The following is a 24,586-nucleotide window of genomic DNA, read 5'->3' on the forward strand; positions in this document are numbered from 1 at the left end:
TGCCCCTTTTTTGTGCTATGATGCAGCAACGCTGACAATGACGGTCAATCTCTTCGGATGCGGACGTTCAAATATTATGCCGCCATCAGGGGTTTAAAACACCATTCCACGATCAAGCGCAGCCGGATGTGGCAGGAAACAGCCGCAAGCCGGATGCGCGTTTGACCGTCGGTTCAGCACTGCAATCAACAGCGGGAGATCCCCGCGCTTCAGGAGCCGCCACATGACCAAATCGAAAAAGCTTGATTTCCGCCCCAATGAGTTTGTTGTCTACCCCGCCCATGGCGTCGGGCAGATCATCTCGATCGAGGAGCAGGAAGTCGCCGGCATCTCGCTGGAGCTCTTCGTGATTTCATTCGAGAAAGACAAGATGACCCTGCGTGTGCCGACTCACAAGGCAACCGAGATCGGGATGCGTGCGCTGTCCTCGCCTGACGTGATCACCCATGCCATGAAGACCCTCAAGGGCAAGGCCAAGGTCAAGCGCGCCATGTGGTCCCGCCGGGCGCAGGAATACGAGCAAAAGATCAACTCCGGCGATCTGATCGCGATTGCCGAGGTCGTGCGCGACCTGCACCGGACCGACGACCAGCGCGAGCAGAGCTATTCCGAGCGCCAGCTTTATGAAGCGGCGCTTGAGCGTCTGACCCGTGAAGTGGCCGCCGTCAGCGGTGGCGATGAAAACGCCGCAGCCAAGCAGGTTGGCGACGTGCTGGACAGCCGCGTCGCGGCCTGATCCGGTTCCAGAGCAATAATAGCGCCGCGTCCCATCAGGGGCGCGGCGTTTTGCTTTTCAGCTCAGGGCAAAGGCGCTGATCGACAGCAGGCAGCCGATTTCGACAATCTGCTGTGTGGCCCCCAGCACATCACCGGTCTGGCCCGCGATCTTGGCCCGTGCCAGCAGGCCCGTCGCGAAGGTCAGCAGGATGCTGACAAGGATCGTTGCGAACCATCCTGCGGTGAACAGGGCCGCGCAAAACCCGATGGCAACCGCAGCCATCAGGGCAGGCGGTGCGGGGATGCCGGTTTGCCGCGACAAGCCCTTGTCGCGGGCCTGCGGCAGGCGCGCCATGGTCCAGACCATGGCAGCCCGCGATACCATTGCCGCCGGGATCAGCGCTGCTGTCAGCGCCCCGGCGTCGATCAGCATCGTGATCAGCTGCCAGCGCAGCACCAGCGAGAGCACGAGGGCGATCACCCCATAGGTGCCGATCTGGCTGTCCTTCATGATCTCCAGCCGCCGCTCCCGGGTCCAGCCGCCCCAGAAGCCATCGGCGCAATCGGCCAGCCCGTCTTCGTGCATGGCACCGGTCAGCACCACGGTGACGGCAATCACGAACATTGCCTGCACCGGGGCAGGCAGGCCAAGACCGCCCAGCAGCCAGGCCACAAGCAAAGCCGCGACAGCAACCACCAGACCGACCAGCGGATAGGCCCAGGCGGCCTGTGCGGGCGGGCGGCTGCCCGATGCGGCAAAGGCCTGCGCAGGCAGGGGCAGTCGGGTCAGCAGCCCCAGCGCGATGACAAGGTCTTGGGGCTGAAATGCCTGCCGCCCTCCGGGAATGTCGCTTCTATCCAAAATTCCGCCCCTTGTGCCCTTTCCGCGCTCAGGCGCTGTCGATAGACAGGGGCAATTCATCATTCAAGCCGAGCATGCCCATGACCCAGCCTTTTGCAAGTCTCTCTGCGTTCCGCGACCTTCTGGCCGCGCCTGAGGGCGTTGACCAGGTGGCCCTTGCGGCAGCGGCGGATCACAACGGACAGCTGACCAAGCCGCCGGGATCGCTGGGCCGTCTTGAGGATCTGGCCCTGTGGTATCGCGGCTGGCGCGGCGGCGACAGGGCCGAGATTGCAGCGCCCCAGGTCATTGTCTTTGCGGGCAATCACGGGGTCGCGGCGCGCGGGGTGTCGGCCTTTCCAGCAGAAGTGACCGGCCAGATGGTGCTGAACTTTCAGGCGGGCGGCGCGGCGGTCAACCAGTTGGCGCGGGTGGCGGGGGCCTCGATGACGGTGGTGCCGCTGGACCTCGACCGGCCCACGGCAGATTTCACCACGGGTCCTGCGATGACAGAGGCCGAACTGGTCGCGGCGCTTGCCGCAGGCTGGAATGCGGTGGATGTCACCGCCGATCTGCTGGTGGTGGGCGAGATGGGGATTGCCAATACCACAAGTGCGGCCGCACTTGCCCTTGCGCTGCTGGGCGGCGATGCGGCGGAGTGGACCGGGCGCGGCACCGGGGTCGATGATGCGGCGCTGGCGGTCAAGACGGAAGTGGTGCGCGCGGGCGTGGCGCTGCATGGCGGGCAGGGCGACGGGCTGGAGACCCTGCGCCGCCTGGGTGGGCGCGAGCTGGCCGGGATGGCCGGCGCGATGGCGCGGGCGCGCAGCCTGCGCATTCCGGTGATCCTCGACGGTTTCATCTGTTGCGCGGCGGCGCTGTGTCTGGAACATACCCGGGCTGGAGCGCTGGATCACGCCGTTGCAGGCCATCTGAGTGCCGAAGGCGGTCACGCGCGTCTGTTGCAGGCGCTGAACAAGGAGCCGCTGCTACAGCTGGGCCTGCGGCTGGGCGAAGCCTCCGGCGGGACGCTTGCGATTTCCGTGCTGAAAGCGGCGCTGGCCTGCCATGGCGGGATGGCAACCTTTGCTCAGGCGGGTGTCAGCGACGGCTGAACCCGGGGAACCTGCGCCGATGGCCCTTTCGGAAAGATCAGACTCACCTGACGCTGCTTTAGAATGAAGTGCCAGGCAATTCTGACCCAAACCGGCCTTTCGACGCGGGGTGCGCGAGGGGCTGCCGTGCGGGACAAAACTGCCGCTTGATCACTGGGAACCAAAGCCCGGAATCAAGCCGAAGGCGCCGGGCCATCGCCTGCCCGCCCGTCGCACCGAAGGTGCGCCGTTGATCGTCGGCATGCCTTTGGCATGACGGGTAGGCGATTTGGTGAGACTGGGTGATACTCTGAGAGGTATCATCACGGTTGAGAAATCAAGTGGCATGGACAGAGGTCAGGATCGCCCACCCCGGGCAGGCGACGGCCCGGCTTGTGCTTGATGTCGGCGGTGGAGGCGGCTCGATCCCAACCTTCGCTGCATTCTCACGAAGACCGCTTGGCCCCGCCTCGACCATCGGACGTAGCGCCGCGCTCTGGCCCAGGGATGTGACACAACGCCCGGTTTGCTTACACCCACAGCGTATCGGGACAAACCTGCAACACCGCACATCACTTTTCGCATTCGACCGAAGGGAGAGGCAGCGAACAAGTGATCCAAGTATATCCCGGATCGCTTTTTAAGCGCGCTTCTTCTCTTCGTGGTCGACGCGGTTGAGAAAGGCGGTTTCGAGGTCCTTCTGCAGCTCCTTCGCGCGGGCCACATAGGCCTTGTTCTGCGAGGGGTCGATGTCCGGACGCCAGAGCGCGGCCAGTTCGCGCACCGACTTGCGGTCATGGGCATAGAACATGCGCTGCGCCTCGGCGGCCTCGTATTCCGACAGGCCAAGGTTTTCCAGCACATAGCGGCCGGCCCGCAGCGAGCTGTCGAACATCTCGCGCACAATGTCATCCGCCCCGGCCTGATACTGGCGGTAGACGTCGGTGCGGTCATGGGCACGGGCGACGATATGCAGATCGGGCCGTTCCTTGCGGGCATAGGCGATCAGCTGCAAGGCCGATTTCTGGTCGTCCAGCGCAACCACAAGCACGCTGGCCTCGCGCAGACCCGCCTTGCGCAGGATGTCGGGGCGGGTGGGGTCCCCCAGAAAGGCCTTGAACCCGAAGCGGCGCATCACCGCGATCGTATCGGGGTTGTGGTCCAGCACCACGGTCTGGAAACCGCTGGCCTGCACCAGCCGGTTCACGATCTGGCCGAAGCGTCCGATGCCCGCAATGATCACCGGCCCGGATTCGTCGATCTCATCGGGGGTCAGGGGCCCGTGTTTGACGTCCATCCGCCGGCTGATCCGGTCATAGAGGATGAACAGCAGCGGCGTGATCAGCATCGACAGCGCGATCACCAGCAGCAGGGTCTCCGCAATCGCGCCCGGCATGACGCCGGTGGCGACCGAGAAGCTGACCAGCACAAAGCCGAATTCGCCCGCCTGCGCGAGGCTGAGGGCAAAGAGCCACTGGTCCCGTCCCCTGAGCCGGAAGATCCGCCCCAGCATGCCCAGGATCAGCCCCTTGACCACGATCACCAGCACCGCCATCCCCACCAGCAGGATCGGCTTGCTGAACAGCAGTTCAAAATTGATCCCGGCCCCCACGGTGACAAAGAACAGGCCCAGCAACAGGCCCTTGAAGGGTTCAAGGTCGGTCTCCAGCTCGTGGCGGAACTCGGACGATGCCAGAACCACACCCGCCAGAAAGGCGCCAAGGGCGGGGGAGAGGCCCACCAGCATCATCAGAAAGGAAATGCCGACAACGATCAGCAGGGCCAGCGCGGTATACATCTCGCGCAGGTTGGCGGAATGGATGAAGCGAAAGACAGGGCGGGTAAAGAACACGCCGACAATGATGATCGACAGGACCGCGCCGATGGTGACCAGCGTGATGCCCCAGCCGGGCAGGCCCTGGACAAAGTCGAAGGCCGCCGTTGCAGCAGCTGGGCCGTGATCGCCCGCTTCCGCGCCATGGGCCGCATCCACCTGCTCGGGGTTAAGCGATATCGACCCGTCCGGCAGGATGCCACCAATGCTGCCGCTGGCCAGCAGGGGCAGCAGCGCCAGGATCGGGATCACCGCGATATCCTGGGTCAGCAGCACCGAAAAGACGCTGCGCCCGCCGCCGGTCTGCATCAGGTTCTTCTCGGACAGGGTCTGCAACACGATGGCGGTCGACGACAGCGCCAGCGTCAGCCCCACCGCCAGCGACACGTTCCAGGGCTGGCCATATGACATCGCGACCCCCATCAGGGCCGCCGAGGTCAGGATGATCTGAAGCCCGCCCAGCCCCAGCAACCTGTGCCGCATGTCCCACAGGGCGCGCGGCTCCAGCTCCAGCCCGATGAGGAACAGCATCATGACCACGCCGAATTCCGCGAAATGCTGCAGATCCTTGGTCTCGGACCCGACAAGGCCCAGCACCGGGCCAATCAGGATGCCTGCCGCCAGATACCCCAGCACCGACCCCAGCCCCAGACGGGCGGCGATGGGCACCGCGATCACCGCAGCTGCAAGATAGATCGAGGCCTGGAACAGGAAGCCTTCCATGTGGGTCCTTTCAAAAGGGTTCAGGTGGGCAGAGGCCCATCGCGTTTGAGCTGGTCCATCACGATCTGGCTGTGCACCCTGGATACAGCCGGATGCGGCAGCAAGACCTCGTGAATCAGCCGGTTCAGGCTGGGTAAGTCCTCACAATAGACACGCAGCAGGTAATCCGCATCCCCCGTCATGGTCCAGACGCTCACAATCTCGGCACGGCTGGCCATAAGTCGCGCAAAACTGCGTGAATGGTCGGGACCATGGGTGCCCAGGTGGACCTGGACAAACCCCTGCACGTTCAGGCCCAGGCGAACGGGATCCAGCCGGGCGGTATAGCCCTGAATATAGCCTTCGCTTTCCAGCCGCTGCCGCCGCCTGCCTGCCTGCGAGGGCGACAGGTTCAGCGTCTCGCCCAGCTCTTGCGCCGTCAGATGGGCGTCGCGCTGCAGGGCGGCCAGCAGTCTTGTGTCGATATCATCCAACATGATGCGCATTTCCCGCGTGTAATTCAGGTATCATGCGGTATTTATGTGTAAATTACCAGAACCTTCCCCAATTATGCGCAGCATTGGCAGGCATCGGAACTTATCCTGAGCCCAACAGTTCCACATTTGTTGAGGAGGCTTCTCATGGGACCTTTCCCGCACGACGCACCGAAATCCAAAATCACCGCCGAGAACCCCGCAGGCACCGACGGTTTCGAATTTGTCGAATTCGCATCGGAGAATCCGCAGGAACTGCGCGATCTCTTTGCCCGGATGGGTTATGCCCATGTGGCCAACCACAAGACCAGGAAGATCGAGCTTTGGCAGCAGGGTGACATCACCTATGTGCTGAACGCCGATCCCGACAGTTTTGCCGCCCGGTTCGTGGCCGAACACGGCCCCTGCGCCCCGTCAATGGGCTGGCGCGTGGTCGATGCCAAGCGGGCGCTTGCACATGCGCTCGCCAATGGGGCCGAGGAATATACCGGCGACGGCAAGGTGCTGGATGTGCCCGCGATCATGGGGATCGGCGGCTCGCTGCTCTATTTTGTGGATCAATACTACGACACCTCGCCCTACAACTGGGAATACGACTGGATTGCCACTTCCAAGCCCGAAGGCGTCGGGTTCTATTATCTCGATCACCTGACCCACAATGTGTTCAAGGGCAACATGGACGTCTGGTTCAAGTTCTACGGCGATCTGTTCAACTTCCGCGAAATCCGCTTTTTCGACATCGAGGGCAAGTTCACCGGGCTGACCAGCCGCGCGCTGACATCGCCCTGTGGCCGCATCCGCATCCCGATCAACGAGGACCGTGACGAGAAGGGCCAGATCGTGGCCTATCTCAAGAAATACAAGGGCGAAGGCATTCAGCACATCGCCGTCGGCGCGCGCAACATCTACGATGCGACCGACGCCATCGCGGAGAAGGGCGTGCAGTTCATGCCCGGCCCGCCCGAGACCTATTACAAGATGAGCAAGGACCGCGTGACCGGCCACGAGGAACCGCTGGAGCGGATGCAGAAACACGGCATCCTGATCGACGGCGAAGGCGTGGTGGATGGCGGCGAAACCCGCATCCTGTTGCAGATCTTCTCGAAAACCGTGATCGGCCCGATCTTTTTCGAATTCATCGAACGCAAGGGCGATGACGGATTTGGGGAAGGCAACTTCAAGGCGCTGTTCGAAAGCATCGAGCAGGAACAGCTCGACAGCGGCGAACTGAAAGCCTCCTGAGCGGCGCAATCCGGAATGATGAGTGGTGAGGGGCGGGCCTGCGGGCGCTGCCCCTTTCAGCTTCTCAGCCTCTTGGCATGGTCAGCACGACAGACCGGCCACCCTTGGTATAGCGCAGTTCGGCATCCCCGATGGCAGAGACGCGGCCGCCGTCGATCCGGTCGCCCACGACAACTTTCTTGTACCTCCCGTTGCCCAGACGGACCAGCGCGCGGCGGTTCGATGGCTTCCCGTAGACACCGATCAGATTGACCTTGCGCAGGTTGATGGCGTTCTTGACCGTCGCCTGTTTCGCAACCGAGGTCTTTGACGGGATGCTGGGGGAGACCGTGCGCGGTGCGACGCTGCCTGCACTGGCGACGCGGGTTTCCTCTGCCGGCGCCGTGCGTTCGGCACGTTTGACGATACGGTCAAAGTTGCGGGGCCGCGTGTCGGGCCGGGCCGAGGCGGCAACGGCAAATTTCGTCGGGTTCTCAAAAGCGGTCGGCTGTGCGGGTGTCTCCAGCGCCAGTGCCACCGCTTCGGTGGTATCGGCGGGGTCAATCGCCGGTGCGGCGGCCTCTGCCGCCTGTTCCTGCACCGATTGCGGACGCAATGCGGGGCGGTACTGGCGCAGCTCGTCAATGGTCAACCCGTCGAACTGCGCACGTTCCGCATTCTCGATCAGCCCGCCGGGCCGGGTCCTGGGCCGGAAGGCGGCCAGCAGGTTCAGCTCCGGCACATCCTCTGCGGTTTCCGCGGTCTGGGGCTGATAGCGGGCCATGATGGTATCGGGGGGCAGGACATCGGGTTTGCCCAGATAGATGGTGACGCCCTCGGGGTTCACCGTTCCTGCCGATGTCGGAATCACCAGGCCATTTGCGCCGATGGCAAAGCGGGTCCCTGCAGCGGCAGGGTTCGCGACCTCGCCCAGGGCAGTGTCGGTCAGCAGACTTTCCAGCGCGGGCAGGGCAATTGCATCCGCAGCGGTGCTGACCGGGTCGATGCTGGTCAGGTAAAGATCTTCGATTGCGATTTCGCCTGCCGGATCCGGCGGCACGATGGGGGCGCGGGGCCAGATCCCGGTGGCCGCGTATTTTGCTTCAAGCTCGGCCTCGCTGAGGTCCAGCTCGACCGGGGGCAGGGGCTCGCGCAGGGCGTCGAGCACGGCACCGTCTTCCTCGGTCAAGCCGCTGTCCAGTGCGGCGGTCTGCACCGGGTCGTTGGTTTCGGGCGCGGGTTGCTCGGGCAGCGGCGTGTCCGGGGCCGCGGCCACTTCCGGCGTGGGGCGCGGACCGAACAGCCGCGACAGGCTCATGCCCTCGTCAAGGAAGACCGAGGCCCAGGCCGCGACACCGGCCAGGAACACCAGCAGCACCGCCGTCAGGATCAGGCCGAGGAAACGGGGCTTGCCGCCAACTTCGGTCCGGCGGGCACCAAAAACGGTCATCCGCTCCGCTTCGGATACTGCTGCGCCGCCGGGCTGCGGGGCCGGACTGGCCGGGATGCGCCTTTCGGGCGCGGATGCCCCTTTGCGCCTGCGGCTCAGGAAACCACCGCGTGCGGGCGCGGGGGCAGCGGCAGGCGCGGTAACTTCCGGCCTCGGGACAGGCGTGTCAAAGGAAGAACTGTCCGGCCGGAGCACCGCATCCTCGCCGGTGGGCAGGGCGGTGGGCGCGCCGAGCGATGGTTCGCGCCGCGCACCTTCAAGTGAGGGTGCCGCCGATCCGCCGCGCCGACTGGCGAATCCGGCAGGTTCCGCACGCAGCGGCGGCAGGGGGGCAACGGGTGTCGCCTTTTCCGCCCGCGCGGCCCGCAGGGAGGGTATGACAGGCACATCCTGCACTGCCCCGGCCTCGGCCGGATCGGCAGGGCTGTCAGAGGTGGCGGCATCCGGCTTGTCTTCTGCGGGGGCAATCCTGGCTGTTTCGGGTTCCGGCGTGACAACCACCGGTGCGGCCCCGATCGGCGGGGCCGGCACGGCAGGTGTTGGTGCCGGGGCCGGGGGCAGTTTGACGGCGCGGTCCTCACCCTTCTCCGCTGCAGGTCTTGCTGCTTCGGGTTCCGATGGCGGCGGCGGCGGGGCGCTCCGGGATGTGGCCGCTGCCTCAGGTGCTTTTGCCGTCGCGTCGCCACGCGGTGCGGCGGGTGCGTCCGGTGCGGCAGGCTTTTCAGCGGCAGTTGCCTCCGGCTTTGGCGTCTCGGCGGATGTGGCCTCAACCGGTTCAGCTTCTGCCGTGTCATCGGGCGCAGCTGTGGAGGCGGCAGGCGGCGCCGCCCTGTCAGGTTTCTGAACGGCAGCATCCGGTGCGGCAGGCGCAGGTCCGGCCGCGACCGGGCCGTCCGGCACGGTGACATTGCCGATCACGACGACGGCGATGCCATCGGCCTCCACGGTTTCGCCGTCCTCCAGCAGTTCCGAGGCCGCCTCTGTCTGGCCAAAGAAAGGCTCCCCCAGGTAGGGGCTGTTGCCCGGTACGGCGGCAAAGCTGACCGGGTGAAAACGGTGTTCCACGGCGAAGGCCTCAGCCTCAGCCAGGGTTTCGCGGGCCACGGCGGCCACATGGGTGCGCGGCCCGTCGAGGCTGATGTCAAAGGCAAGATCCGAGACCGCGTAAGGGGTGGCCCCGTCCAGCGCCGCGCGGGCGGCTTCGCGGCGGTCCGCTTCGGACATGCCGGGGGTGTCGATGGTCAGATACTTGATCTGCGCGTCCGGCAGCAGCAGCTTGCTGCGCAGGCCGGCCGGTTCCAGCGCGGTGGCGGATTTCCGCAGGACGGCAAGATCTGCGTTCAGGTCATCGGCGGTCAGCGCCACCTCGCCGACAATACGCCAGCCTCCGGCCGCACGATGCAGCAGCCGAATTCCTTCAAAAGACAGCGAAAGGGCAAAATCTGGCTTCATCGTCACAACTTTAACACAGTGGTTCTGCGCTTTACAGGGCACCTTCCCGGTGAAGCGTAGGTTAGCGCAGGGTCCCGCGCAAGAAAAGCCACACTCCCGGCAACGGGAGTGTCCGGCAGGGGGCAGGGGCCCGGTTCAGGCCCCTGCCGCCCAGGTCAGCCTGCCGCCTTGCTGAGCGCCTGATCAAGGTCCGCAATCAGGTCGTCCGGGTCCTCGGTGCCGACGGAGATCCGCACCACATTGGGGCCCGCACCGGCGGCAACCTGCTGTTCGGTGCTGAGTTGGCGGTGCGTGGTCGAGGCCGAGTGGATCACCAGCGATCTTGTATCGCCCAGGTTGGCGACATGGCTGAAGATCTCAAGCGCTTCGACCAGTTTCACACAGGCCTCGTAGCCGCCCTTGACCGCGATGGTGAAAAGCGCGCCCGCGCCTTTCGGGCAGAGCTTGGTCCCGCGTTCGTAATAGGGGGAGGATTTCAGGCCGGCATAGGTCACCGCGTCGATCCGGTCGTCCTTTTCCAGCCATTCCGCGATCTTCCTGGCGTTGGCCACATGGCGGTCCATGCGCAGGGACAGGGTTTCGATCCCCATCAGGGTGTAATGTGCCGCCTGGGGGTTCATCGTCATGCCCAGGTCGCGCAGCCCGATGGCAATGCCGTGGAAAGTATAGGCCAGCGCGCCGAAGGTCTCGTGGAATTTCAGACCGTGGTAGGCGGGTTCGGGCTGGCTCAGCGAGGGGAACTTGTCATTCGCGGACCAGTCGAACTTGCCTGAATCCACCACGCAGCCCCCGGTGACGGTGCCGTTGCCGGTGAGATACTTCGTGGTCGAATGCACCACCAGTGTCGCGCCATGTTCGATGGGACGGCAGAGGTAGGGCGTGGCGGAGGTATTGTCGATGATCAGCGGCACGCCGGCCTCATCGGCGATGTCGGCAATGGCGCGGACGTCCATGATATAGCCGCCGGGGTTCGCGATGGCCTCGCCAAAGATGGCGCGGGTGTCGTCGTCCACCGCCGCGCGGACCGCGTCGAGGTCATCGAAATCGACGAATTTGCAGGACCAGCCAAAGCGTTTGATGGTCTGGCTGAACTGGGTGACGGTGCCGCCGTAAAGCCGGGTGGAGGCAATGATGTTCTTGCCCGGCCCCATCAGCGGGAAAATCGCCATGATCTGGGCCGCATGGCCCGAAGAGCAGCAGACCGCGCCGACGCCGCCTTCGAGGGTGGCGATGCGTTCCTGCAGGACAGCGACGGTGGGGTTGGTCAGGCGCGAATAGATGAAGCCCACTTCCTGCAGGTTGAACAGCGCCGCCGCGTGGTCGGTGTCGCGGAACACATAGGCGGTGGTCTGGTAGATCGGCGTCTGGCGCGCCCCGGTGGCCGGGTCCGGGCGGGCCCCCGCGTGGATTTGCAGCGTGTCGAAGCCGTAGGTGGGTCCGTCGGTCATGGTCTCTCTCCCAAGGGTGTTTGCCACATGGGTAAGCGATTGGCCTGTGCCACACAAGAGAGCGGCGCGGGGGACGGCGGTGCGCAGGCGTGACCAAAAGGCGCGGCTGCGCCGCATGCGATTACAGGTGCCCGTGGCGGGCCTGAGCCCATCGCGCCGGCGTTGCGCGGATGCGGGACGCTGTGCCGTGTATTTTGGGAACAATGAAGCGGATCAGCGAATCCAGAAGCCGTTTTTCTTGATCCGGTTGCGGAGCGCCTGTTCCTTGCGCGGCAGGTCGTTCTGATCGAAAAGCGCGCGGACCTTGTGGCCGCGGCTTTGGTAGACCATGCGTTTGACCGCTTCGGAGCCCTTGAGCACCTTCTTGAGCCTGTTGGGGGCGGTGACGCGTTCCAGCACCTGGATCGCATGGTCGCTTTCGCGGGCGTAGAGCAGGGGCAGCAGGCGGTAGTGGCAGGTGATGCTGCCGTCCAGCAGGCCCGGCGGCAGGCTGTCCTTGCCGCCGCCCAGGGCATGGATGACCAGCGGCAGGGCGATCTGGTCAAGCCAGGGATCGAAGCTTTGCGCGCAGAGTTCGACCGGCGGGTTGTCGCGGATCGCCAGGGCGTATTCCAGGAACTTTTCGCCGAAGACATGGGGGCAGCGGTAATAGAAGAACCCGGCGTTGAAGTAGAGGTAGCGCTGCCAGTATTCATCTGGCTGGGTCAGGTCGAGGCTGCTGTCGAAATCCAGATCGAACATGTCATAGAGGCTTTTCCACAGCCCCGCGTAGCCTGGCCCGTAGAGCTGCGGGATCGGCCAGGTGCCTTCGCGGCGCAGGGAGGCGCCGGGGCGGTCGAAATCGAAAGGCACATCCGAAAGCGCGCCGGTGATCAGCGTGTCGGTGTCGAAAAACACGAAGGGTTCACCCTTTGGCAGGGCGCCGAGCATCTCGATCTTGTTGCCATAGGGGTAGCTGCTGCCGAAATACCGGCTGTCGAAGGGAATGATCTCGGCCCCGAGGTCGGCCAGGGCGGCGCGGATGTCGGCGGTCTGAATCCGGGGGTCCGATTTCCACAGCGGGCCGGGTTGCGGCTCCATCACCAGCAGGCGGCCTTTGAAATCCGGGCTCATCTCGCGCAGGGAGGCGGCAAGGATCAGCGCCTCGTAGGACAGCCGTCCGGCCTGTCCCACAACCGCAATGTTGTAGGTTTGCGATTGCACGGGTTTGCGTGCCATACTTTGATTGCCCCTGTGACCTGCCCTGTTTTTTCTTGGGGTGACTATAGGGGCATATGCAATTTCGCAAAAGGCGGCATTTGGGCCGGGAGTGAGGGATTGAAGTGATGTTGGATTTCTTTTTTGCCATTTTGGCGGCAGGTGCGCATGGGGCCGGGGAGGCTGCACCCATGCCCAGGGAAACGGCAGTGGCCGAGGCGGCGGCCCCCGCGGCCCCCGTGGCACCGGCTGCGCCACCTGCCAGCGTATCGGTCGGGCAGGGATCGGTCGTGATCGGGCAGGGGACCCTGCTGGAAGGGGTGCCTGCCACGCCTGCGCCTGCCACGGCGCCTGTTGCCGCAGCCCCGGCACCCGCGCAGATCCCGTTCAACATGGCGGTCGTGCCCGCGGGCCTTGTGGCAGAGCCGCAGACCCCCAGCGGCAAGTTCACCACCGCGGGTGAAATCAAGCCGATCCTGAACGCGACAAAGGGCAATTGGGTGGCTGTGCGCCAATACGGCGGCAAGGACCTGCTTTACATCACCCATCTGTGGAGCTGGCGCTGCGGCCTGTCCGCCATTGCGATTTCCGTGAACGGTGAGGCGATGCAGAACTGGCCCTTGCCGCCCTGTCACCTGGAATATGCGACACCCAATGCGATCCTGGAAGAGGATGGGCTGCCCTATCTGTCCTTGCGCGAAGGGGCGGTTGAAAGCATCACGATCCAGATCGTCTATGACGATCTGAGCATGGATATGGCCAGTTTCGACCGCAGCGCCGTGCTGATCCCGTGAACCTGTGATCCTGTGTGATGGCGCGGTCAGATATCCTTCATCAGCCTGAGCGCGTCATAGATCGCCGCATGGGTGTTGCGCGATGATACGGCGTCGCCGATCCGGAACAGCTGGAATGTGCCGTCGGGATTGCGGGTGATCTGCTGCGGCCGGCCTGCAATCAATGCGTTGTGGTCGACTTCGCCGCCATTGCGAGAGGCCGCGCGCAGGTCGAAATAGAGATCGTCCAGCGGGCGGGTGCCATAGTTGACCACCACCTGATCATAGCTGGCCTGATAGCTGTGATCGCTGTAGTCGGTGCCGATGGTCGCGGTCAGGCGGTTGCCGTCGCGGGTGACATCCAGCAGGCGGCGGGTGACGGTAAAGGTCACGTCCTTGTCCGACAGGTTCTTCAGGTAGGGCGTCAGCGTCATCCCCATCACCTCGGGGGAGAAGGTGCGGTCGGGTGTCATCACCTCGACCTTCGATCCGGCGATGGCGGCGATTTCGGCGGCCTGCAGGGCCGGGTGGTCCCCGCTCTCGTCGTAGATCAGCACATGGCCCGCCGGTTTCACGTCGCCTGCGATCAGGTCCCAGGCGGTGACGACCTCCGGCAGGTCGCCTTGTGTTTCGTAAAGCTCCGTATTGGGCAGGCCGCCGGTGGCGATGATCACCACATCGGGGTTCAGCGCCAGGACATCTGCCGCCTCGGCCCAGGTGTCGAAGTGGAATGTGACGTCGCGCGCCATGCATTGGGCCATGCGCCAGTCGATGATGCCGATCATGTCGCGGCGGCGCGGGCTTTGCGCGGTCAGTCGGATCTGGCCGCCGGGGAGGGCGGCGGCTTCGAAGACGGTCACATCATGGCCCCGTTCGGCGGCGACGCGCGCGGCCTCCAGCCCGGCGGGGCCTGCGCCCACGATCACGATCTTGCGGCGCGCGCTGGCGGGGGGGATGCGGTGCGGCATGGTCAGCTCGCGCCCGGTGGCGGCATTGTGGATGCACAATGCCTCGCCCGCCTGATAGATGCGGTCGAGACAATAGGTGGCCCCGACACAGGGGCGGATATCGTCTTCGCGCCCTTCCACGATCTTCTGCACGATATGGGGGTCGGCCATATGCGCACGGGTCATGCCGACCATGTCCAGCAGCCCCTCCCGCACCGCGTGGCGGGCTGTCGCCACGTCCGGGATCTTGGCGGCGTGGAACACCGGCAGGTCGGCGATCTGCTTGATGCGGCCCGCGAAATCCAGATGCGGGGCAGATTGCATGCCCTGCACCGGGATGACATTGACCATCGCCGGGTCACTGTGGACCCGCCCCCGGATCACATTGAGGAAATCAAGCTGGCCGTCCGCGCAAAGCCTTTTGGTGATCTCGACCCCTTCCGCTTCGTCGATGCCGCCCTTTTGTGCCTCATCGGCGGTATAGCGGAAGCCGACGATGAAATCCCTGCCCACCCGTTTGCGCACGGCGCTCAGCACATCCATGGGAAAGCGCATGCGGTTTTCCAGGGTATCGGCGCCATAGGGTCCGGTCAGCTGGTTGGTCAGCGGCGACCAGAACTGATCGAGCAGGTGGCCGTAGACCTCCAGTTCGATCCCGTCCATGCCGCCCGCCTGCATCCTTTCGGCGGCATCGGCAAAGTCGTTGATGATACGTTCGATGTCCCAATCCTCGACCAGCTTGGGAAAGGCGCGGTGCGCCGCCTCCCGGTGGCGGGTGGAGGAAACCGAAGGCAGCCAGTCGCCCTTGTTCCAGACGGTGCGCCGGCCGAGGTGGGTGAGCTGGATCATGACGGCACAGCCATGGGCGTGCAGGGCGTCGGTCAGGTCGCGGGTATGAGGAACAACCTCGTCCCGGTAGGCGAGGATGTTGTTGAACACCGGCGGGCTGTCGCGTGCGACGGAGGCCGAACCGGCGGTCATCGCCATTGCCACGCCCGCCTTTGCCCGTTCCTCATGATAGGCGATGTAGCGGTCCCGGGGCATGCCGTCCTGCGCATAGGCCGGTTCATGGGCGGTGGTCATGATCCGGTTCTTCAGGGTCAGGTGCTTGAGCTGGAAGGGTTGCAGCAGGGGATCGGTGGACATCGGGACAGGCCTTCCGGGGCAGGGATTTTCGGCAAAGGTCAATGACGGCGCTGCCCGCTGTCAATCTGCAAAGCGGCATTGATATGCGAAAGCCGACAAATCGGGGCGGTCATGTCTGCTCATGTCACCCGGGGGTGTGGAACGTCGCGCAGCATTGACTTGATGCACCCGGATTTCCTGAATTCTGTCAACGAGCCGCGTCATGCGATATGGGGCCGAAGGTCGGGCGTTTCTGAGCCAACCCGGACCTTCGGCGCGGTATGGGTCAGGGACCAGTGTGAGGGACATTGCTGCCGTCGATCACTGGCACCCAGGCCCGGAACAAGCCGAAGGCGCCGGGCCATCGCCTGCCCGCCCCTCGGGTAGGCGATTTGGTGAGGCTGGGTGTTCCCTCGTTGGGATTCGTCACGGTTGAGAAATAAGGTGGCATGAACATAGCTCGGCATCGCCCACCCCGGGCAGGCGCTGGCCCGGCTGACGCCTCATGTAACTCCGGGCTCTTTCCTGCCGTTCGCTGCGATCTGCGCGAAGGTCCGCTAGGCGTCCTGCATCTCCGGGTCGGGCGCGCGTCCGGGGGAATGGGGGCGCTGACCTTAACGGATGGGAGGAAAGTGGTGGGCGACCCTGGAATCGAACCCGGGCAGTGCGTCTCCGCGAGGGAACCGCAGGTGGCCCCTGCCACATGGGGGGCGCAGGAACGATCCGGGGGATCGTTCGGCTCGGGCACGCGTCCGGGGGAATGGGGGCGCTGACCTTTACGGATGGGAGGAAAGTGGTGGGCGACCCTGGAATCGAACCAGGCGTGCGTCTCCGCGAGGGAGTTACAGTCCCCTGCCACACCTTGCGGCCTGTCGCCCACTTTCGCCTGATGCATTGCGCCCGGCGTGGGGGCGTGATTACAAGCGACCCTGAGAGGCGTCAAGGCGAAATTGACGCCGGAGCGGCCGGTCGGGGCACAAGGGATGATGCGATGAAAAAGCCGAAATGGGTGGTGCAGAAAGAGCAGGACAAGAAAGCCGAGGCGCAGGCGACGGTCTGGCTGTTCGGTCTGCATGCGGTGCGTGATGCCCTGGTCAATCCGGAACGGGAAAAGCTGACGCTGATGGTCACCCCCAATGCGCTGGCCAAGCTGGAAGATGCGGTTGCCCAGGCCGGTATCACGCCGGAGGTTGTGGACCCGCGCAAGTTCCGCCCGCCGCTTGACCCGTCATCGGTGCATCAGGGCGCGGTGCTTGAGGTCAGGCCGCTGAACTGGGGCCGGCTGGAGGATGTCTGCATCGGGCAGACCACGGCGCCGCGCGTGCTGTTGCTGGACCGGGTGACGGATCCGCATAACGTGGGGGCGATTCTGCGCTCTGCCGAAGTGCTGGGGGCCTCGGCGGTGATCGGCACGCGGCACCATTCCGCGCCCGAGACCGGGGCGCTTGCCAAGACGGCGTCAGGGGCGCTGGAGCGTCAGCCCTATCTGCGGGTCCGCAACCTGGCCGATGCGATCCGGGCGCTGCAGGGCATGGGCTATCTGGTGCTGGGGCTGGACGGGGAGGCCGCGACCACCATCGAGGCCGCCGTGGAGGGCCGTCGCGACCGGCCCGTGGCGCTGGTGCTGGGGGCCGAAGGCCCCGGCCTGCGTGAAAAGACCCGCGAGACCGTGGATGCCCTGGTACGGATTGACGCAGCCGGGCAATTCGGCTCGCTCAATGTCTCAAATGCTGCGGCGATTGCCCTATATGCTGTCAGAGAGAACGGCTGACGGGGCAGAGATTTGACCTATCCGACCAAGATCGCGACCTGCTGTTACTGCGGGACACGCGCGGCGCTGACACTGGACCGGGGACGGCATGAGTTGTCCTGCGCGCAATGTGCCGCACCGCTGCACGATCTCAAGGCCCTGCCGGTCAGGGACAAACCGCGCAAGACGGGAATCAGCCATCAGCCCGCTCTGCGCCGCTCTCCCGCCGCGCCCGGGTCCGAGGCAAAGCCGCACCGCAGGTCAAAGAAGCGCAAGCCGCGCAAATCGCTCTGGCGCCGCATGGCCGAGGAGGCCCTTGACGTGGTCGAGGACATCTTTGATTGAGCGGCTGCAGATCGGCGAAATCCTGCCCGCTGTTCACCTGATCTTCACAAAATTGCGCAACCCCTTTTTCTGTCTCGGATCCTACCTATCTTTGAGACAAGACGGCGGGCCCGGAACGCCCGTGCGTCATTTTACTGTCCCTCGTTCCGTACCTTATGCGCCCCCTGAAATATTCAGGCGGGCGCCTTTTTTACGGGATCAATGCAGGATAGAGTTTGCCGATGACCTATTCTGATGCCTTGCTGAAAGACATATTGACCCGCACCCGGCGGATCGCGGTGGTGGGCGTGTCGCTGAACCCGGTGCGGCCAAGCTATTACGTGGCGCGTTACCTGGGGCTGCGCGGCTATAGCGTGATCCCGGTCAACCCGCTGCATGAGGGCGCAGAGGTCTTTGGCCGCGAGGTGCTTGGATCGCTGTCGCAGATCGAGGGCGGGGTCGACATGGTCGATATCTTTCGCCGGTCCGAAGCGGTGCCCGGGATCGTCGAGGAGGCGCTGGCCTGTTTTCCGGAGTTGCAGACCATCTGGATGCAGATCGGTGTCGAACACGCCGAAGCCGCGGCCCTGGCAGAGGCGCGGGGTGTGACGGTGATCCAGAATCGTTGTCCCAAGATCGAATATCAGCGGCTGCATGGCGAGCTGCGCATGGGCGGCTTTGCCACGGGGATGATTTCCAGCAAGCTGTGATCTGCAGGACGCGCTGCGCGCGGCACGATCCATTCTTGCTGATGAGGGGGCTTTGCCCCCTCAAACTCCCCCGGGCATTCCGGGCGGAAGTATCACGCGAGGTCTGCTGTGTCAGGTATCTCGTCAGACGCTGTACAGCAGCGGATCAGCGGGAGGCTTTTTCCGCGAGGCCCGATTGCGACTGGCGGCGGGAAAGTTCATCCATCACGTCGGAGAGGGGGACATCACGGGCGGCGAGCATGACCAGCAGGTGGTAGAGCACATCCGCGGCCTCCGACGTGAGCGCCGTCTTGTCGTCTTTCACCGCTTCGATGATGGCCTCGATGGCTTCCTCGCCGAATTTTTCGGCGCATTTCTCGGGGCCTTTTGCCAGCAATTGCGCGGTCCAGCTGCTGTCAGGGGCCGCACCCTTGCGGCTGAGGATGGTGGCATAGAGGGCGTCGAGCGTGCCGTTTGCGGGAGTCGCTTGGGTCATGTCAGCCTCATCGGGATGCCGGCGGCGGCCATGTGCTGTTTGGCCTCGTGAATGGTGAATTCGCCGAAATGGAAGATCGAGGCGGCCAGCACGGCGGAGGCGCCGCCCTCGGTCACGCCTTCGACAAGATGGTCGAGCGTGCCGACACCACCCGAGGCGATCACCGGCACGTTTACCGCGTCAGAGATGGCGCGGGTCAGCGGCAGGTTGAAGCCGGATTTGGTGCCATCGCGGTCCATGGAGGTGAGCAGGATTTCGCCCGCGCCTTTTTCGGCAACGGTACGGGCGAAAGCGACGGCGTCGATGCCGGTGGATTTGCGACCGCCATGGGTGAAAATCTCCCATTTGCCGGGGGAGACCGTCTTGGCGTCGATGGCGACCACGATGCATTGGCTGCCGAAATGATCGGCGGCTTCGGCGACGACATCCGGATTGGCAACGGCGGCGGAATTGAAGCTGACCTTGTCGGCCCCGGCCAGCAGGAGGGCGCGCACATCCGCCGCGCTCCGCACGCCGCCGCCGACGGTCAGGGGGATGTAGCAATGTTCGGCGGTGCGGCGCACCAGGTCGAACATCGTGCCGCGATTCTCATGAGTGGCGTGGATGTCGAGAAAACACAGCTCGTCGGCACCTGCGGCGTCATAGGCGATGGCGGCATCGACGGGATCGCCCGCGTCGCGCAGGCCGACGAAGTTCACACCTTTGACCACCCGGCCATCGGCCACGTCGAGGCAGGGGATGATGCGGGTTTTCAACATGTCTCTGGTCCGGGCGTGGGGCGGGGGTGGATTGTGTATTTCAGGAACAATGAAATCACCGGGACAGGGTTGAGAGCGCGGTGGCAAGGTCGATTGCCCCGTCATAAAGGGCGCGGCCCGAAATGGCACCTTCGATCACGCCGGTGTCGCGCAGGGCGATCAGATCATCAAGCGAGGACACGCCGCCGGAGGCGATGACGGGAATGCGGACCGCGCGGGCCAGGGCGGCGGTGGCCTCGATATTGGGGCCGCCCATGGCGCCGTCGCGCATGATGTCGGTGTAGATGATCGCGGCGACGCCCGCGTCCTCGAAGGATTTCGCGAGGTCGGTGACCAGCACATCGGTTTCATTGGCCCAGCCCTTGGTCGCGACGCGGCCCTCGCGCGCGTCGATGCCGACGGCGACCTTGCCGGGAAAGGCGCGGGCGGCTTCGCGGACCAGATCGGGGTTTTCCACGGCGACTGTGCCCAGGATGACGCGGGCAAGCCCCTTGTCGAGCCAGGAGTCAATCGTGGCCATGTCGCGGATGCCGCCGCCCAGCTGGGCGGGGACCTTGCAGGCTTTCAGGATCGCCTCCACCGGGGCGGCATTGACCGGGGTGCCGGCAAAGGCACCGTTGAGATCCACCAGATGCAGCCATTGGCAGCCGGCCTCGACAAAGCTGCGGGCCTGGGCGGCGGGATCGTCGTTGAACACGGTGGAGCTTTCCATGTCACCGTGGACCAGGCGCACGGCCTGTCCGTCCTTGAGGTCAATGGCGGGATAGAGGATCATCGGCGGGTCCTGTGCTGATTTGCACGCGCGGTTTTGCATGCATGGGCGGGATTTGCAACGCGACCTCAGGTCAGGCTTGCCAGAAACCGGGCGCTGATCCAGACTATGCCGCAAAAGGGGAGGATATTGCATGAAAAAACTGATGACAGCGGCGGCACTGGCCTTTGGTCTGGCCGGGGCGGCCCAGGCGGCAGACCCGGCGGTTGGCACCTGGCAGACCCAGGTCGATGACGGGGCCTATGCCCATGTGAAGATGGCCCCCTGTGGCGGCGCGATTTGCGGCACCATTGCGCGGACCTTCAACGACAGTGGCGAATACAAGTCGCCCAACCTTGGCAAGACGCTGGTGATCGACATGGTGCCGGAAGGCGGCGGGAACTACGCGGGCAAGGTCTGGCGGCCGTCGAATGGCAAGATCTACATCGGCAAGATGAATGTCTCGGGCAATGCGCTGAAACTGTCGGGATGCGTGGCGGGCGGTCTGATCTGTTCGAAACAGACCTGGAAGCGGATCAACTGATCCGCTTTCCGGCCATTGCGCCGGGGATGTGAGTTTTCAGGGGGCTGAACCGGGTATGCCGGTGTCATTGCGGGAAAGTTGAGGTGCGGTTCATGCGGGCGCTGCGCGGGGGCGCGATTGCCCTGATCCTCTGTCTGTCATCACATGCCGTCGCGCAGGGAAGGGATGCGGCCGAAATCCCGCGCGGCCTTTGGCAGACCGAACCGGACGGGCTGGGGGTCGTATTGCATCTGCGCACGCGCAGATGCGGGCGCGACCTCTGCGCGCTGGTCGAGCGGGCCAAGAACCGGCGGGGGTATGACGCAAGGTCCGATGCGGTGGGCGCGAAGGTGCTTTGGAACCTGCGTGCACAGCCCGATGGCAGCTTTCTGGGCGAATATAGCGTGCGCGATGGTGAACGCTATGGGCAGACCCGGGTCAGGGCGGTGGGGGGCGCATTGCATTTGCAGGCCTGCACTGCGGCAACCTGCAAGAACCTCGTCTGGACGCGGATCAGATAGCCCTGGCTGAACGTCTATGGCGCCCATTTCAGGAAGTTCGAGATCAGCCGCAATCCGGTGGCCTGCGATTTCTCGGGGTGGAACTGCATGCCCAGCATGGTGTCGCGCCCGATGATGGCGGTGACATCGCCTGCATAATCGACATGGGCCAGCCGCTGGGCCGGGTTGTTCACCGCCATATGGTAGGAATGCACGAAATAGGCGTGGTCGCCTGTCTTGATGCCGTCAAAGACGGCATGCGGATGGTCGATCACCAGATCGTTCCAGCCCATATGAGGGACCTTCAGGCTGCGGTCGGCGGGCGCGATACGGGTGACCTCGCCGCCGATCCAGTCCAGGCCCGGCGTGTCGCGGTATTCGCGGCCCATCGTGGCCATCAGCTGCATGCCGACACAGATGCCCAGAAACGGGCGGCCCTTGACCTCGACCGCTTCGACCATGGCATCGAACACACCACCTGCGCCCTTCAGTGCCGCCATGCAGGCGGGAAAGGCACCGTCGCCCGGCAGGACGATCCGGTCGGCGCGTGCCACCACATCGGCCTCGGAGGTGACGGTGACCTCGCCTGCGTCCGCTTCGCGGGCCATGCGTTCAAAGGCCTTGTGGGCGGAATGCAGGTTGCCGCTTTCATAGTCGATGATGGCGGTCAGCATGGGCATCTGTCCCCTTGTGAATGGCGGGAGTGAAGGGATTTCCTGTGGGCGGCTGCGGATGGCCGGGGACGGGGCGGACCTGCGGGCAGCAGATGAAGACATGTCATATATGACATGTCTTCATGGGAGTGTCTGGGATAGCCTCTGGCATCAAGGGAGCGTCTGGCCTTATGGCAGCGTCTGGCACTACGGGAGAGTCTGGCATCAAGGGAGTGACTGGCCTCATGGCAGCGTCCGGGCGCGCAGGCGGGTACGGTGGCAAATGCAAGGTTCCGGCAGGATGCGCCTTGCAGGCCGGTGGCTGAAAACCTGCCGTTCTGTGGCACATCCACCGGTTGCCATTGACGACCACCGCCGCCGTCATCCCCTGCATCGGGGTCAAAGCGCACCCTTGGTGGAGGGGATATCGCCCGATTTGCGCGGATCGACCTCAACGGCCTCGCGCAGCGCACGGGCGACGGATTTGAACGCCGCCTCGACGATATGGTGGCTGTTCAGCCCATGCAGCATGTCCACATGCAGGGTGATGCCGCCCTGGGTGCTGAAAGCCTGGAAGAATTCGCGCACAAGCTCCGTGTCGAAGGTCCCGATCTTGTCGGTCGGCAGATCGACATTCCACACCAGGAAGGGCCGGGCCGACAGGTCAAGGGCGCAGCGCAGCAGGGCGTCATCCATCGGCAGCAGGCAGGACCCGTAGCGCCGGATGCCACGCTTGTCCCCCAGCGCCCTGGCCAGCGCCTGGCCCAGCGTGATGCCCACATCCTCGACCGTGTGGTGATCGTCGATGTGCAGATCGCCGGTGGCGCGGACCTTCATGTCGATCAGCGAGTGGCGCGCCAGTTGATCCAGCATGTGATCAAAGAAACCCACGCCGGTCTGGTTGTCATAGCTGCCGGTGCCGTCAAGATTGATCTCGACGCTGACATCGGTTTCGGCGGTGGTGCGGGTCAGGCTGGTCTGGCGCATATCGGGCCCCTCTGGCTGGCGTCAGCAGCCTTATAGCAGTGCTGGCCCCGACGCCAAGACCGGATGAGGGATTGCAGGCGACCGGGCCTTGTGTCAGCCTGAGGAGAGCGCAATTTTCGAGAGTCCGATGACCACCTGTGTTTTTATCCAGATCAGATGCCGCCCCGGTACAACCTACCGCGTGGCCGAGGAAATTGCCCTGCGCGAGATCCATTCCGAACTCTATTCGACCTCGGGCGAATACGACCTGCTGATGAAGCTCTATATCCCCAAGGGGGAGGATGTGGGCGTGTTCATCAATGACCATCTGCTGACCATTGAGGGGATCGAAAGGTCTATGACCACCATGACCTTCAAGGTCTTTTGATGGCGCGTCAGGCATTTTTCGGAACCCTGGCACTTGTTTTCTCCAGCGTCGCCGGGCCGGTCACTGCGGCCGAAAAGGTCTATGAAGGCAGCGAGGCCGCGGCGCTGCGCTGTTCCAATACCCTGGCGCTGACGGCCGTGGCGCTTGCGGGGGCCGAGCTGATCAGTGCGGAGGAAAAAGAGGTGATGCTGGGTGTGACGGTCCTGATTCTCGAACACCATGTCACCGGGACCTGGGCGCAGAAGAAAGCGGCGATGGCGGTGGTGCGCGACCGGCGGTCGGTGAGTGAAACGCTGGAAGACTACCGCCGCAGCGCCGCCCGCTGCCTGAGCCAGTTTCCAATCAACTGAGCGCCGCGCGCCAAGGCCATGCCCGGGCGCGCCTGAGATGCTGACCTACAGCGCCCCGCCTTGACCTGATACAGGCCGTATCGCCGATGTCCCGAGAGCGCGCAGCGCGGCAGGGTATCGGCGATTCAAGATCAACACGACCTAGAACACGCCGGCCGGTGATTTTCCGCTCATCTTCGACCTTTGGGCCGCATTGCTGCGGCTGCGCATCATGGCGCGGTCGATGGCGCGGTCGAATGTCTTTTTCACCCGTTGATTGCGGTTGGTATAGGGCGGGATCGGATTGCCGATCGACACTCTGAGGTTCATTGGCGTGCCATCGGCATAGACCGCGGCACCCGAATTCAGCAGCGCATGGGCCTGATCCTCGATCACCGGCCAATCGGGCGGTTCGGCCCCCTGGCTGATGGCCAGAATGATGCCCTTGCCTTCATAGGCCAGCAGCAGGTTGGGATGATCGACCACCTCGACAATGGCGTCGACGACTTCACCCAGGGCAATGGCAAATTCCTGGCTTGTGCAATTGTTGTACAGCGTCTCGATCTCTTCGATCCGGACCGCAAAGACACAGCATTCGTCCAGCGCCTGACGCGAGAGCTGCGACAGGTAATTGCCCAGCGAGAAGGGCAGGATCAGCTGTTTCTGATGCATCAGACGGACGGGACAGCCGATGCCAAAGGCATGTTCGCCCTTCGTGGCATCTGCCACCGGCATCAGCGGGTCGAGACGGGGCGCGCTTTCGGTGGTTTCCGACATCCGTTTTGCCACCCGGATCCGGGTGGTGATCTCTTTGACGTCAAAGGGCTTGGTCACATAGTCGTTGGCCCCGGCGGCAAAGGCACTTTCGATCTTGATGCGGTCCCTGACCGACGTCAGCATGAGGATCGGTGTTTCGCGGTAATCCGGCATGGTGCGGATTTTGCGGCACAGCGAAATTCCGTTCATGCCCGGCATTTCGATATCGAGGATCAGGCAATCGAATCGGGTGTCGTTTTCTTCCAGCATGGTCAGCGCCTGATCGGCGGACTGGGCGCAGGTGATATCGGGCATATCATCCTGACCGAACACGACAGTCAGGAGCTCAAGTACGACCGGATCATCATCAACGGCTAGAAGTCGCATATATCACCTTTTTATCTTTCC

The 24,586-nt window shown here is 64.2% G+C and carries 24 protein-coding genes and 1 tRNA gene; 11 read left to right on the forward strand and 14 right to left on the reverse strand.

All coding sequences use genetic code 11. From position 1 onward, the window contains the following. Positions 1 to 223: 223 nt before the first annotated feature. Positions 224 to 736 carry a CarD family transcriptional regulator gene (locus ACWNZ3_RS07120; RefSeq protein WP_067289183.1) on the forward strand — a complete coding sequence of 171 codons (513 nt, stop codon included), beginning with the start codon at positions 224 to 226 and terminating at the stop codon, positions 734 to 736. Between the two features lie 57 nt (positions 737 to 793). Here ACWNZ3_RS07120 and cobS read toward each other — a convergent pair whose 3' ends face one another. After that, a complete protein-coding gene (gene cobS / locus ACWNZ3_RS07125) occupies positions 794 to 1,579 on the reverse strand; it encodes an adenosylcobinamide-GDP ribazoletransferase (RefSeq protein ID WP_496901673.1) in 786 nt (261 codons plus the stop codon). 80 nt (positions 1,580 to 1,659) lie between these two features. On the opposite strand from cobS, the gene cobT reads away from it, so the two are divergent. Further along, the gene (gene cobT, locus ACWNZ3_RS07130) at positions 1,660 to 2,673 is read left to right on the forward strand and encodes a nicotinate-nucleotide--dimethylbenzimidazole phosphoribosyltransferase (RefSeq protein WP_496901674.1); all 1,014 of its coding nucleotides are present in this window, start codon (positions 1,660 to 1,662) and stop codon (positions 2,671 to 2,673) included. Positions 2,674 to 3,292: 619 nt separating this feature from the next. Here the strand turns inward: cobT and ACWNZ3_RS07135 are convergent. Both ACWNZ3_RS07135 and ACWNZ3_RS07140 read right to left on the reverse strand, forming a co-directional pair. Beyond that, complete coding sequence (locus tag ACWNZ3_RS07135; protein WP_496901675.1) at positions 3,293 to 5,209, reverse strand: cation:proton antiporter domain-containing protein; 1,917 nt, start codon at positions 5,207 to 5,209, stop codon at positions 3,293 to 3,295. Between the two features lie 20 nt (positions 5,210 to 5,229). Continuing rightward, entirely contained in the window at positions 5,230 to 5,685 is a 456-nt protein-coding gene (locus tag ACWNZ3_RS07140) for an Lrp/AsnC family transcriptional regulator (protein WP_114273478.1), read from the reverse strand. A 144-nt stretch (positions 5,686 to 5,829) separates the two neighbouring features. Here ACWNZ3_RS07140 and hppD point away from each other — a divergent pair, with 144 nt between their 5' ends. Then, a complete protein-coding gene (gene hppD / locus ACWNZ3_RS07145) occupies positions 5,830 to 6,924 on the forward strand; it encodes a 4-hydroxyphenylpyruvate dioxygenase (protein ID WP_274578075.1) in 1,095 nt (364 codons plus the stop codon). A gap of 64 nt (positions 6,925 to 6,988) precedes the next feature. Here the strand turns inward: hppD and ACWNZ3_RS07150 are convergent, their stop codons facing one another. From ACWNZ3_RS07150 to ACWNZ3_RS07160, 3 genes are all read right to left on the reverse strand, one after another. After that, positions 6,989 to 9,805 (reverse strand): hypothetical protein, encoded by a 2,817-nt coding sequence (locus ACWNZ3_RS07150; protein ID WP_496901676.1) that lies wholly within the window; start codon positions 9,803 to 9,805, stop codon positions 6,989 to 6,991. Between the two features lie 155 nt (positions 9,806 to 9,960). Then, on the reverse strand, positions 9,961 to 11,253 hold the full coding sequence (locus ACWNZ3_RS07155; RefSeq protein ID WP_269365401.1) for an O-acetylhomoserine aminocarboxypropyltransferase/cysteine synthase family protein: 1,293 nt from the start codon (positions 11,251 to 11,253) through the stop codon (positions 9,961 to 9,963). Positions 11,254 to 11,466: 213 nt separating this feature from the next. Then, positions 11,467 to 12,471: a GT-B fold glycosyltransferase domain-containing protein gene (locus tag ACWNZ3_RS07160; protein WP_496901677.1), complete on the reverse strand. Its 1,005-nt coding sequence runs from the start codon at positions 12,469 to 12,471 to the stop codon at positions 11,467 to 11,469. Positions 12,472 to 12,578: 107 nt separating this feature from the next. Between ACWNZ3_RS07160 and ACWNZ3_RS07165 the strand changes: the two genes are divergently transcribed. Continuing rightward, the gene (locus ACWNZ3_RS07165) at positions 12,579 to 13,244 is read left to right on the forward strand and encodes a hypothetical protein (RefSeq protein ID WP_269365398.1); all 666 of its coding nucleotides are present in this window, start codon (positions 12,579 to 12,581) and stop codon (positions 13,242 to 13,244) included. 26 nt (positions 13,245 to 13,270) lie between these two features. Here the strand turns inward: ACWNZ3_RS07165 and ACWNZ3_RS07170 are convergent, their stop codons facing one another. Both ACWNZ3_RS07170 and ACWNZ3_RS07175 read right to left on the reverse strand, forming a co-directional pair. Continuing rightward, on the reverse strand, positions 13,271 to 15,316 hold the full coding sequence (locus ACWNZ3_RS07170; RefSeq protein WP_496901678.1) for an oxidoreductase: 2,046 nt from the start codon (positions 15,314 to 15,316) through the stop codon (positions 13,271 to 13,273). A 773-nt stretch (positions 15,317 to 16,089) separates the two neighbouring features. After that, positions 16,090 to 16,173, reverse strand: a tRNA-Tyr gene (locus tag ACWNZ3_RS07175). Positions 16,174 to 16,286: 113 nt separating this feature from the next. On the opposite strand from ACWNZ3_RS07175, the gene rlmB reads away from it, so the two are divergent. The 3 genes from rlmB (at position 16,287) to ACWNZ3_RS07190 (ending at position 18,079) form a co-directional block, all read left to right on the forward strand. Then, positions 16,287 to 17,066 (forward strand): 23S rRNA (guanosine(2251)-2'-O)-methyltransferase RlmB, encoded by a 780-nt coding sequence (rlmB, locus tag ACWNZ3_RS07180; RefSeq protein WP_274578066.1) that lies wholly within the window; start codon positions 16,287 to 16,289, stop codon positions 17,064 to 17,066. A gap of 12 nt (positions 17,067 to 17,078) precedes the next feature. Further along, complete coding sequence (locus ACWNZ3_RS07185; protein WP_496901679.1) at positions 17,079 to 17,390, forward strand: hypothetical protein; 312 nt, start codon at positions 17,079 to 17,081, stop codon at positions 17,388 to 17,390. 221 nt (positions 17,391 to 17,611) lie between these two features. After that, the gene (locus ACWNZ3_RS07190) at positions 17,612 to 18,079 is read left to right on the forward strand and encodes a CoA-binding protein (RefSeq protein WP_274578063.1); all 468 of its coding nucleotides are present in this window, start codon (positions 17,612 to 17,614) and stop codon (positions 18,077 to 18,079) included. A gap of 145 nt (positions 18,080 to 18,224) precedes the next feature. Here ACWNZ3_RS07190 and ACWNZ3_RS07195 read toward each other — a convergent pair whose 3' ends face one another. From ACWNZ3_RS07195 to hisA, 3 genes are read right to left on the reverse strand one after another with little or no spacing between them, the layout of a single operon-like run. Then, positions 18,225 to 18,554 (reverse strand): phosphoribosyl-ATP diphosphatase, encoded by a 330-nt coding sequence (locus ACWNZ3_RS07195; RefSeq protein WP_269367129.1) that lies wholly within the window; start codon positions 18,552 to 18,554, stop codon positions 18,225 to 18,227. Beyond that, entirely contained in the window at positions 18,551 to 19,312 is a 762-nt protein-coding gene (hisF, locus tag ACWNZ3_RS07200) for an imidazole glycerol phosphate synthase subunit HisF (RefSeq protein ID WP_269367127.1), read from the reverse strand. The genes ACWNZ3_RS07195 and hisF overlap by 4 nt, the downstream gene beginning before the upstream one ends. A gap of 55 nt (positions 19,313 to 19,367) precedes the next feature. Further along, positions 19,368 to 20,087 carry a 1-(5-phosphoribosyl)-5-[(5-phosphoribosylamino)methylideneamino]imidazole-4-carboxamide isomerase gene (gene hisA, locus ACWNZ3_RS07205; protein WP_269367125.1) on the reverse strand — a complete coding sequence of 240 codons (720 nt, stop codon included), beginning with the start codon at positions 20,085 to 20,087 and terminating at the stop codon, positions 19,368 to 19,370. 130 nt (positions 20,088 to 20,217) lie between these two features. Here hisA and ACWNZ3_RS07210 point away from each other — a divergent pair, with 130 nt between their 5' ends. Beyond that, positions 20,218 to 20,607 (forward strand): DUF2147 domain-containing protein, encoded by a 390-nt coding sequence (locus ACWNZ3_RS07210; protein WP_269367123.1) that lies wholly within the window; start codon positions 20,218 to 20,220, stop codon positions 20,605 to 20,607. Between the two features lie 92 nt (positions 20,608 to 20,699). After that, the gene (locus tag ACWNZ3_RS07215) at positions 20,700 to 21,107 is read left to right on the forward strand and encodes a DUF2147 domain-containing protein (protein WP_496901680.1); all 408 of its coding nucleotides are present in this window, start codon (positions 20,700 to 20,702) and stop codon (positions 21,105 to 21,107) included. A gap of 14 nt (positions 21,108 to 21,121) precedes the next feature. On the opposite strand, the gene hisH is transcribed toward ACWNZ3_RS07215, so the two are convergent. Both hisH and hisB read right to left on the reverse strand, forming a co-directional pair. Further along, positions 21,122 to 21,760: an imidazole glycerol phosphate synthase subunit HisH gene (hisH, locus tag ACWNZ3_RS07220; RefSeq protein WP_496901887.1), complete on the reverse strand. Its 639-nt coding sequence runs from the start codon at positions 21,758 to 21,760 to the stop codon at positions 21,122 to 21,124. A gap of 378 nt (positions 21,761 to 22,138) precedes the next feature. Further along, the gene (gene hisB / locus ACWNZ3_RS07225; protein WP_496901681.1) at positions 22,139 to 22,726 is read right to left on the reverse strand and encodes an imidazoleglycerol-phosphate dehydratase HisB; all 588 of its coding nucleotides are present in this window, start codon (positions 22,724 to 22,726) and stop codon (positions 22,139 to 22,141) included. Positions 22,727 to 22,853: 127 nt separating this feature from the next. On the opposite strand from hisB, the gene ACWNZ3_RS07230 reads away from it, so the two are divergent. Then, positions 22,854 to 23,093: an Lrp/AsnC family transcriptional regulator gene (locus tag ACWNZ3_RS07230; RefSeq protein ID WP_067289136.1), complete on the forward strand. Its 240-nt coding sequence runs from the start codon at positions 22,854 to 22,856 to the stop codon at positions 23,091 to 23,093. Then, on the forward strand, positions 23,093 to 23,443 hold the full coding sequence (locus ACWNZ3_RS07235) for a hypothetical protein (RefSeq protein ID WP_269367115.1): 351 nt from the start codon (positions 23,093 to 23,095) through the stop codon (positions 23,441 to 23,443). Before ACWNZ3_RS07230 ends, ACWNZ3_RS07235 begins: the two co-directional genes overlap by 1 nt. A gap of 141 nt (positions 23,444 to 23,584) precedes the next feature. Here the strand turns inward: ACWNZ3_RS07235 and ACWNZ3_RS07240 are convergent, their stop codons facing one another. Beyond that, positions 23,585 to 24,565 carry a response regulator gene (locus ACWNZ3_RS07240; RefSeq protein WP_496901682.1) on the reverse strand — a complete coding sequence of 327 codons (981 nt, stop codon included), beginning with the start codon at positions 24,563 to 24,565 and terminating at the stop codon, positions 23,585 to 23,587. Positions 24,566 to 24,586 lie beyond the last annotated feature (21 nt).

Source organism: Sulfitobacter sp. IGS-18 (assembly GCF_059628195.1).